The 9,161-nt window shown below is 47.4% G+C and carries 7 protein-coding genes and 1 pseudogene; 2 read left to right on the top strand and 6 right to left on the bottom strand.

All coding sequences use genetic code 11. The features are described from left to right. A pseudogene (locus L976_RS01065) lies at window positions 1-328 on the bottom strand (toxin-antitoxin system YwqK family antitoxin); the annotation flags it as partial. 137 nt (window positions 329-465) lie between these two features. Between L976_RS01065 and L976_RS01060 the strand changes: the two are divergent. Then, a complete protein-coding gene (locus tag L976_RS01060) occupies window positions 466-786 on the top strand; it encodes a cupin domain-containing protein (protein ID WP_047533315.1) in 321 nt (106 codons plus the stop codon). A gap of 3 nt (window positions 787-789) precedes the next feature. Here the strand turns inward: L976_RS01060 and L976_RS01055 are convergent, their stop codons facing one another. The 4 genes from L976_RS01055 to L976_RS01040 form a co-directional block, all read right to left on the bottom strand. After that, on the bottom strand, window positions 790-1,962 hold the full coding sequence (locus L976_RS01055; protein ID WP_047533314.1) for an AAA family ATPase: 1,173 nt from the start codon (window positions 1,960-1,962) through the stop codon (window positions 790-792). An 82-nt stretch (window positions 1,963-2,044) separates the two neighbouring features. Beyond that, window positions 2,045-3,235, bottom strand: a complete 1,191-nt coding sequence (locus L976_RS01050) for a membrane dipeptidase (RefSeq protein WP_047533309.1) — start codon at window positions 3,233-3,235, stop codon at window positions 2,045-2,047. A 110-nt stretch (window positions 3,236-3,345) separates the two neighbouring features. Continuing rightward, complete coding sequence (locus L976_RS01045) at window positions 3,346-3,789, bottom strand: SufE family protein (RefSeq protein ID WP_047533306.1); 444 nt, start codon at window positions 3,787-3,789, stop codon at window positions 3,346-3,348. Between the two features lie 51 nt (window positions 3,790-3,840). Beyond that, entirely contained in the window at window positions 3,841-5,088 is a 1,248-nt protein-coding gene (locus L976_RS01040) for an aminotransferase class V-fold PLP-dependent enzyme (RefSeq protein ID WP_052183950.1), read from the bottom strand. A 300-nt stretch (window positions 5,089-5,388) separates the two neighbouring features. Between L976_RS01040 and L976_RS01035 the strand changes: the two genes are divergently transcribed. Continuing rightward, window positions 5,389-7,089, top strand: coding sequence for a methyl-accepting chemotaxis protein (locus L976_RS01035; protein ID WP_047533303.1), 1,701 nt, complete (start codon window positions 5,389-5,391; stop codon window positions 7,087-7,089). A gap of 128 nt (window positions 7,090-7,217) precedes the next feature. On the opposite strand, the gene L976_RS01030 is transcribed toward L976_RS01035, so the two are convergent. Further along, entirely contained in the window at window positions 7,218-8,834 is a 1,617-nt protein-coding gene (locus L976_RS01030; protein ID WP_047533300.1) for a DEAD/DEAH box helicase, read from the bottom strand. Between the last annotated feature and the right edge of the window lie 327 nt (window positions 8,835-9,161).

The following is a 9,161-nucleotide window of genomic DNA, read 5'->3' as shown; positions in this document are numbered from 1 at the left end:
TGCCTAGATAAAAATATTGCCCAGGTCCATTGACCTCAATGCTGTCAAACTGAGTATCGTGAAAAGTACAGGACTCATGTTTATGTTCCCAGCCAAGGAGTTCAATGGTTTGCGGGTTATCAAAATAATATCGATTTATCGCTGCCTGAGTATCCACTCGATTGGCTTGCGCCGGAGTGGCCTGGATGGCAAGGCTAAAATAAGGCTTAAACGAGGAGGCTGCTTGAGTGGCTTGCGGCCGAGCTGCTTGAGATGGAATGTCTTGCTGGACGCCGCGTTTTTCTTTGGTATTAAACAACTTTGCTTTAAATGCGTTCAACAACGACATAGGTCAACATCTCCAAATCCATATGATACAACTGACTTATCTGGTAAATTTCTTAAGTCAAATAGGCCTATGATAACGGGTTATACTTTGGTTTCTCAATAGATTATCTTGCCCTTAAGTCGAGATCTGGATTCATGATGCTACAAAATTTTTATCAGTCACTCCCAAGTGATCTTTCACAAGAAGTGTTTGAAACCCTTGCCGGAAATGGCAATGTGAAGATTGAGCGCGTTATCTCCAAAGGCCATTCAACCCCTGAGGGTGATTGGTACGATCAAACACAATATGAATGGGTGATGTTGCTCAAAGGAGAGGCACAACTCGAATTTGAGCAAGGTAGATTGTTAACACTTAAACCAGGAGATTATCTCACCATCGCGCCCCATGAAAAACACCGCGTCGCTTCGACTTGTATACAGGGCGAAACCCTATGGCTGGCGGTATTTTATGATGCGTGAGGTCTAGCTGTTTTGCCATTGCCAACTGGGTGTATTGAGCAAATCCTGACCTAAGATTTGAGTTTGCCCTAGGGTTTTATCCAGAGCCAAAGTATTACATTCCTCAAACTGACTTAAGGCATTGATTAATCGATTAGCGTGTGACACTACCCATAATTGACATACCTCGGACGCCTTAGCGATAAGTCTCGCTAATGCGGGTAATAAATCAGGATGCAGGCTTGTTTCGGGTTCGTTTAACACCATGAGTTCCGGTGGTCTTGGAGTCAACAGGGCGGCAATTAACAGTAAATATCTCAGTGTGCCATCGGATAACTCGCTCGCATGCAGTGGTCTTAATAAACCTTGCTGATGAAATTCAAGTTGTAGGATCCCACCCGCTTGAGGCGTGATACGAACCTTCGCTCCCGGAAAGGCATCGCTCACCGCATGGTCAAAAGCGCTCTTATCGCCAATTTCAAAAATAGTTTGTATAGCAGAGGGAAGATCCCGGCCATCATGGTGTAGCACGGGCGTTGCTGTGCCAAGTTGAGGGCGGCGGGCCGGAGCCTCGGCATCGGTTCTAAAATGATCATAAAAACGCCAAGCACGAATGCTATCCCTTAGCGTTAACACTTCAGGGCTGCGTTCTGGATCGGCAAGTTCGGTAAACATACTGTCACCGGTTTGCAGGTGTGCGCTTAGGGTAATCCAGCCTTGGCCATCTTGGCTGCGACTTTTCACCATAGGGCCGCGGCGCTCGACTAAGACGCTTGCTGGACGGTATTTTGCACCATTCCAAATCGCCTCTCGTTTGATTTGGGGATCTAAGCCAAAGAGGGTCGTCGAGTCGGGTTTGGGCAGGCCAAGTTCAATCAGATAACTAAAATCTTCGCCCGCAAAGCCTAGCTTTAGGCGTTTTGGCGCTTGCCTTACGGTCGCTTCGATGGGGGTATCACCTGCTAACATGCCCTTGGTCAGATTCTCAGGTCCAGCCCAAAAACAGGAATCTAAGCCGCCCTCTTGTGCTAAAGCATTGACTACGCCACCCTGCGCCGTTTGCGCTAATAGACGTAATGCTTTGTATAAATTAGATTTGCCACTACCGTTAGCGCCAGTGACGACATTAAGTCGGCCCAGGGGTAAGACGACTTCCCTTAAGGTGCGGTAGTTAGAGATGGCAAGTGTGGTTAGCATGGTTATCCTGTTAGGTTTCCCATCATCCTCGAGTAAGCTGTCTTGGAGCTGTTATCTAAGTACCAGTTATGCGGTGATGGATTTAGATTAATACTTGATTTAACACTCGTTGCCAGTTGCCGCCCATAAAGCGGTCGCGGTCGGTCGATTTAAATCGGGCCTTGGCTAGGGCATCATCAATCCGACTCATGCGTTCGATATGGTTTAACTCAGGAATGACTACATGCCTTGGCTCGGCATCAAAGCCTAATACTTTTTTGGCCCTTAGGCTGTACCACCAATCCTGATATTCCTTAATGCCTTGGGCATTATCGTTATTCAGGGCTAACAGATTTTCTTGGCCTCTGAGCGGAAAATCGTTGGCGATGGCCACACAATCAACTCCACCGACCTGGGCCACATATTCTAATTGGCGGATATAGTCATTGATCGTTGGGACGGCCTTATTGGTGAGCCAAAAGCTCATCATAAAGACACCAAAAACACCGCCTGAATTAGCAATAGCACGGATCACTTCATCTGGGCTAGAACGGGCATGTTTAACGATCCCGCGCGCCGCGCCATGGCTTTGAACGATTGGCGCGCGGCTCAGTTTAGCCACATCTAACGCGGTCTGGGCGCTTGAGTGGCTCACATCGATTAATATATTGGCTTGGTTGAGTTTTGCGATAAGCGCTCGCCCATGATTCGTCAGCGGTTTATTGAGTCCGCCATTGGCATCGTTATCTAGCGCTCCGCCCGCAAAGGTATTGCCATAATGGTGAGTGAGTTGCAGTGCGCGTAGGCCTTGGCGATGAAACTCATCGACACGGGCCCATTGGTTGGCATCACTATCATCTTCAACACAGTCCGCACCTTGGATTTGAAAGAAAACTGCCGTGCGATTGCTCTCCCTCGCAAGCTGGATATCGCGTCCTGTTAAGCCTTGTAAGAGGATATCGGGATGCTCGCTCACCCGTTTTGCTGCTTGTTGGATGCTGTCCAGGCAGGCTTTGTAGGTTCGCTTGTAGTTTAAGGTGCCGTCGGCTTGTTCAATGGTTTCAATGGCGGAGATATCACACAGAAAGGCATCGAGGCCTGAGGCGCGAACATCGGCTAAATCATCGGGCAAAAAGGATAAACCATCGATATATAAGCGCCGTGCACGTGGAGGAAGCGGCGCTGCAAGACTAGAGAAACTGGCAAAAGGGCTTAATGCACTGGCGGCGCTCAATCCAGTAACTGCACTGAGGCCTTTGAGCAGAGTTCGGCGACGGTGATTGATAACCTTCATGGACGTGCACTCTCCTTTAGATTAAGCTCATTTGTACTTCTTTATACCCTGTTAAAGCATAGAAGTCTTTGATTAAATCCCTCTTTTGTCGATTTAACCCGCAGATTGATTTAGGGTTTTACCGCATCAATCATTGCCTTAGCTAAGGCATGTAAGCCGTTGGTTCGCGAGGGACTTAATTGGCCCTCTAGCCCTAATTGTTTGAAATAGGCGGAAGGGTCGAAGGCGAGTATCTCGTCGCTCTGTTTGCCGTGACAGGCACTGAGCAGTATGCCGATTAACCCCTTCACGATGCGCGCATCACTATCGGCCAGAAAATAATGCTTACCGTCTTGCTCTAGATGGTACAGCCAGGCATTACTCTCGCAGCCCTTCACTTGAGCAGACTCAAGGCGAAACGCGTCCGCTAAAGTCGGTAAGGTTTTACCGAGTAACATGATTTGGCGATATCTTTCCTGCCAGTTTGGTGCCTGCTCAAATCGTGCTAGTAATGTCGCTGCATCCTCAACCTGATAAGCAAAATCGGTTGCTGGAGGCATGATTGGCAATGTCATGGGGAACTATCCTCTTTTTATCTGTTTTGCTGATGGCTTTAAGGATAAACCTTAGAGTAGCAATTCTTTAACTGAGGCCAAGGCGGCAATAAAGCGGTCGATATCGGTTTTATTGGTGTAGATACCAATCGAGGCGCGGCAACAGCCTTTAAGGTTAAGGGTTTGCATTAAGGGCATGGCGCAGTGATGGCCGCAGCGAACTGCAACGCCTTGTTGATCTAATAAAATGCCCACATCCTGATGATGTTCATCGGCAAGGTTAAAAGCGACGGTGCCAATATTATCGCGATGTGCGCCATACAGATGCACATCGCCAAGGGCGCGCAGTTGGTTTTGCAAATACTGAAGCAGTTCAGCTTCATGGGCTTTAACCTCTGGCGTGAGGTGTTGTTGCAAAAAGCGGATAGCGGCGCCAAGGCCAATCACTGCACTGATCGGCGGTGTGCCAGCCTCTAAGCGATTAGGCAAACTGCCAAATTCGGTGCCATCAAAACTAACGCGTTTGATCATTTCGCCGCCCGTAAGCAGCGGTGTAAGGGTATCGAGTATCTCGAAACGGCCATAAAGTACGCCAATGCCCGTCGGGCCGTACATCTTGTGGCCTGAAAACACATAAAAATCACAATTGATGGCGGCCATATCAACGCTTAAATGTGCCACGGCCTGCGCGCCATCGACTAAGGTGAGTGCCCCTTGGGCTTTTGCTTGGCGAACTAACTCCACCACCGGATTTACCGTACCTAAGGCGTTGGATACATGGCACAGGGCGACAACCTTGGGTTTCAGTTCCAGCAAGGCTTGGTAGGCATTTAGATCAAGTCGGCAATCTTGAGTCAGCGGAATAGGTTTAATGATAGCGCCAGTGCGTTTTGCCAATTCTTGCCACGGAACAATGTTGGCGTGGTGGGCGGCGCTGTCGATCAAAATCAGATCGCCTGATTTAAGTTGTGGCGTTAAGCCAAACGCGACTAAGTTGATGGACTCAGTGGTACCGTGGGTGAAAATGATTTCTTCACGGCGTTTGGCATTGATAAATACCTGCAATTGATCGCGCACCTTCTCGTAGCAAGAAGTGGCTCGCGCCGATAACTGGTGCGCTGCGCGGTGCACATTGGCATTGTCGTATTGGTAATATTGTGCCATTGCCTCTAACACACACTGCGGCTTTTGGCTGGTGGCCGCGGTATCGAGATAACACAGGGGATAATCGCCCAACATTTGCGAGAGGGTGGGAAATTGCGCGCGGATTTGGCTATGGCTATCGGGCAATAGCGTGTCGGTCGGGGTTGAGTGTGTCATCTAGGGCTTAACGCAATAAAAAGGCGTTGGGATCTTCGGATATCTTCCCGTCAAATGCAAGTTTTCACAGGCGTTTATGGCATCCCAACGCTTATTTTCCCACTCTCTTATTATAGCGGTTTAGCTTAACCAAGATTCAGTCTCAAATTTCTCCTTATGCTTAAGTCGTAGACTCAAACGTTAAGTTTGCAGATTGCCACTATTTTTGTTTAGTCATGCTTGCTCGTCACTGCAAAGCCAAAAACTCCGACTATGCTAAATAAAGACAAATAAGACATTGGCAGTTGGAGTAGCATCCTTATGCTTGGCTTCTTAAGAGATTTGCAGATCAGATATAAAATGGGCAGTTTAATCGGCATTATGCTGCTACTGATTCTGTTATTAGCAGGATTTAGCTTGCTAAAAATGAAGCGAGTTGCCGATGAGATTCACACAATTGCATTAGAAAACATACCATTAGTAAAATTATCGAATGAAGTTACTATCTTGCAGCTTGAGAGTTCGATTAGCCTTGAGAAGGTTTTCAGAGCCTCTGAGATACCCGTTTCAGCGCAGGAGCGATTAATTGACGGCTTTATTGGAGAAGTGATTCAACATAAAGAGCGGATTAATAATGAGTTGATGTCGACCCAAACCATGCTCAATGAGGCGTTAGCATATCCCCAATCTTCAGAGTTACGAGATAAAACACAACAGTTAACTCAAGAAATTACCAATATTATTCGAGTTTATCGAGATTACGATCTAAAGCTTGCCACCGTGGTCGCCGCAATCCAGCAACACACTAATCCTGCGGCATTGGTGCAACAGGTGAATGAACTTGAACAAACCCAAGGTGAATTTAATACCCAGCTAAGCCAGTTTGCGTTGCGTTTAGAGCAAATGACACAAACAGCAGTCACTGTTACCGAGAACGAAGAGCAAGACGCCATTTACGGCTTGATAGTTATTTCTTCTATCGCTTTGATTTTAGGTTTAGTTATCGGAATCGCCTTTAGTCAGTACATAGTACGTTCGATTATGCGCCTGCGTAATGCAGCAGCCATGATGGAGTCGGGAAACTTTAGCCGAGAATTAACAGTAGAATCGAAAGATGAACTGGGCGAGCTGACTATTAGTATGAATCAAATGGCCCTAACCCTCAGTAAAACCGTTGGGCAAGTGATTGGTCGCAGTGAAGAAATCGCATCTATGGTTACAGAGCTTAATGCTGTAGCTGAAAATAACCGTAAAGCGATACTTAGTCAGCAGGAAGATACAGATCAAGTTGCCACCTCCATGACCCAAATGGCGGCGACAATTACTGAAGTTGCTAGCAGCGCCGAGAGTGCATCCTACTCCTCTGGACAGGCGGAAAGCCGAGTGAAAGAAAGCTGTGCCGTTGTTGACGCGAGTGAGAAAATTGCTCAGCAATTAGTGGCTAGCGCTCAGCAATCCAGTCAACTGATCCAACAGTTACAGGCCAGTACGGGTAAAATTTTAAATTTTGTGTCTGTAGTTGATGCGATTGCAGGCCAGACCAATTTGTTAGCTTTAAATGCCTCTATTGAGGCGGCAAGAGCGGGTGAGCAAGGTCGAGGGTTTGCCGTGGTTGCCGATGAGGTTCGTGCATTAGCAACTCGCAGCCAAACAGCTACACAGGAAATCAGTGAACTTATTCAAACTTTAGTGCTTGATGCGAAATCAGCTGTGGATTCATTTGGTAAAAATGAATTACAAATCAAAGACTCCTCTCTATTAGTCAATCAAATCAAACAAAACTTGTTTGAGATTTCGGATGCCTTAACCCAGTTATCGCAGGCTAATGCGCAAGTGGCTACCGCGAGTGAGGAGCAAGCTGTCACGGCTGAGGATATTAGTCAACGGATCAATACCATACGGGATTCAGGTGAGTCTGTGCTTAGCAGCGCTTTTGAAACGGCTAAAGCCAGTGAGTCACTCTCCCAACAGGCAAATTCATTACGTGAAGCGATGCTGCAATTTAAGGTGCGCACAGTCTAGGGATTTAGCACTATCGCTATCAATTTGTTTAGTAAAATAAAAATGCCCAGCGCTTAGGCTCTGGGCATTTTTATTGTGTATTTTAGGATAACTGGCTGAAGCTTAACGGCGATTATTAGTTAACGCGATTAAGGCTTAACACGATTCGGGCGGTTATCTGCGCGATGTGAGTGTTGTTTCGGCTCATTCGAAGCCGGTTTTGCACTGTGTGGATTGCGGCCTTTGGGCTGCTCTTGGCGGCGTCCATCATTGTTTGATTTGTCGCTTCGTTCTGCATGGCTACGTTGCTGTGCACCTGAATGCGGTTTCGCTTTTGCATTGTTCCCTGCCGTTGCACTGTTAGTTGTGCCGCCATCGCGCTGAGGATGCTTACTCTTTGGTTTTGGCGAGCGTGTAACTGCTGCCTCGGTCTTATGACGTTCATTGCTGTTGCGTGATGGCGTGCTGTGCTTATCGTGGTTGCCATCTCGAACGCTTGATGTTTGAGACGCATCTCGGCCAGAACCAGATCGTGGGGCAGGTTTTCCTGCACTGCGGTGTTTATGCTGGCTTGCCACGGCTTGTACTTTATGATTTTTACCTTGGGGAGTGAGCGTTGTTTCGGGCAGCGCATGCACTGGGCCAAAACCTGCAACTTCTTGGCGCTCGAGCACGCGGTTAATTAATCGCTCAATATCTTTAAGCAGTTTAATTTCTTCGCTGCTGACTAATGAAACGGCTTGGCCTGTGGCGCCAGCACGGCCGGTACGGCCAATCCGATGCACATAATCTTCAGGCACGTTAGGTAAATCAAAGTTAACAACTTGCGGTAACTGATCGATATCTAAACCGCGGGCGGCAATATCGGTCGCAACCAATACGCGAACTTCACCGCTCTTAAAGTCGGCGAGGGCTTTGGTGCGCGCACCTTGGCTTTTATTACCGTGGATCGCGGCAGCGCTAATATCGGCTTGGATAAGGCTCTTCGCGAGTCGGTTTGCGCCATGTTTAGTACGCGAAAACACTAACACTTGCTGCCAGTTTTCCTGTTTGATGAGTTGGATCAGCAGGGCTGATTTTTGCGTTTTATCAACGGGGCAAATCCATTGTTTAACCGTCGTTGCGGCGGCATTGCGCGGCGTGACGGAAATCTCAACCGGATGATTGACTAACCCTTTTGCAAGCTCACGGATCTCATCGGAGAAGGTGGCTGAAAACATCAGGTTTTGTCGCTTAGCGGGTAAGAGTGCAAGGATTTTTTTGATATCACGGATAAAGCCCATATCCAACATACGATCCGCTTCGTCGAGCACTAAGATCTCAAGTTGATTAAACTTCACCGCATTTTGTTGCACAAGATCTAATAGTCGCCCTGGTGTGGCAACTAACACATCAACACCATGACGTAATTTATTGATTTGCGGGTTGATAGGCACGCCACCAAAGACCACAGCTGAACGCAGTGGTAGATATTTACCATAGGTTTCAACACTTTCGCCAACTTGTGCCGCCAGTTCCCTCGTAGGAGTTAAGACTAAGGCGCGAGTTTGTCCTGACTTGGCTTTTTGGCCTTTAGCGAGTAATTCCAGTAATGGCAGCGTAAAACCTGCGGTTTTTCCTGTTCCCGTTTGGGCCGCAGCCATGACGTCTTTGCCCGTTAGTACAGCTGGAATTGCCTGCGCTTGGATGGGAGATGGCGTGTCATAGCCCTGTTCGGATACGGCTTTTTGGAGTGGTGCGGATAAACCTAAGGCGGAAAAACTCATTAATGGATCTCTTGTGGCAACATCGCATCGTTGCTTTGGTATAGCCTGAACGGCGGGCGTGCAGCTTACATTAACAGGGGCCTCAGTGCTACGACTGAAAGCATTTTGTTGTATAAAGGCATAAAAATCCTATTTCATTAGTGGCTAATTTATCGACCTATCAGTATCTTGTTCAGTATTTAGCGAAAGATCACGTTTATGTTAATTTGATTGCTTATAAGTAGTTCAACTTGGGGTAAAATTAACAAGATTCCTCAATAGGTTGCCAAAGTGTTGGCCAGACATATTCATAAACGGGATATGTAAAGATTCGCGGAATGTTTTTCC

The organism is Shewanella sp. ZOR0012, assembly GCF_000798835.1.
Classification (GTDB): domain Bacteria; phylum Pseudomonadota; class Gammaproteobacteria; order Enterobacterales; family Shewanellaceae; genus Shewanella; species Shewanella xiamenensis.
Note: the sequence above shows the minus strand (reverse complement) of the source record. Positions and strands in the feature narration are given on the sequence as shown.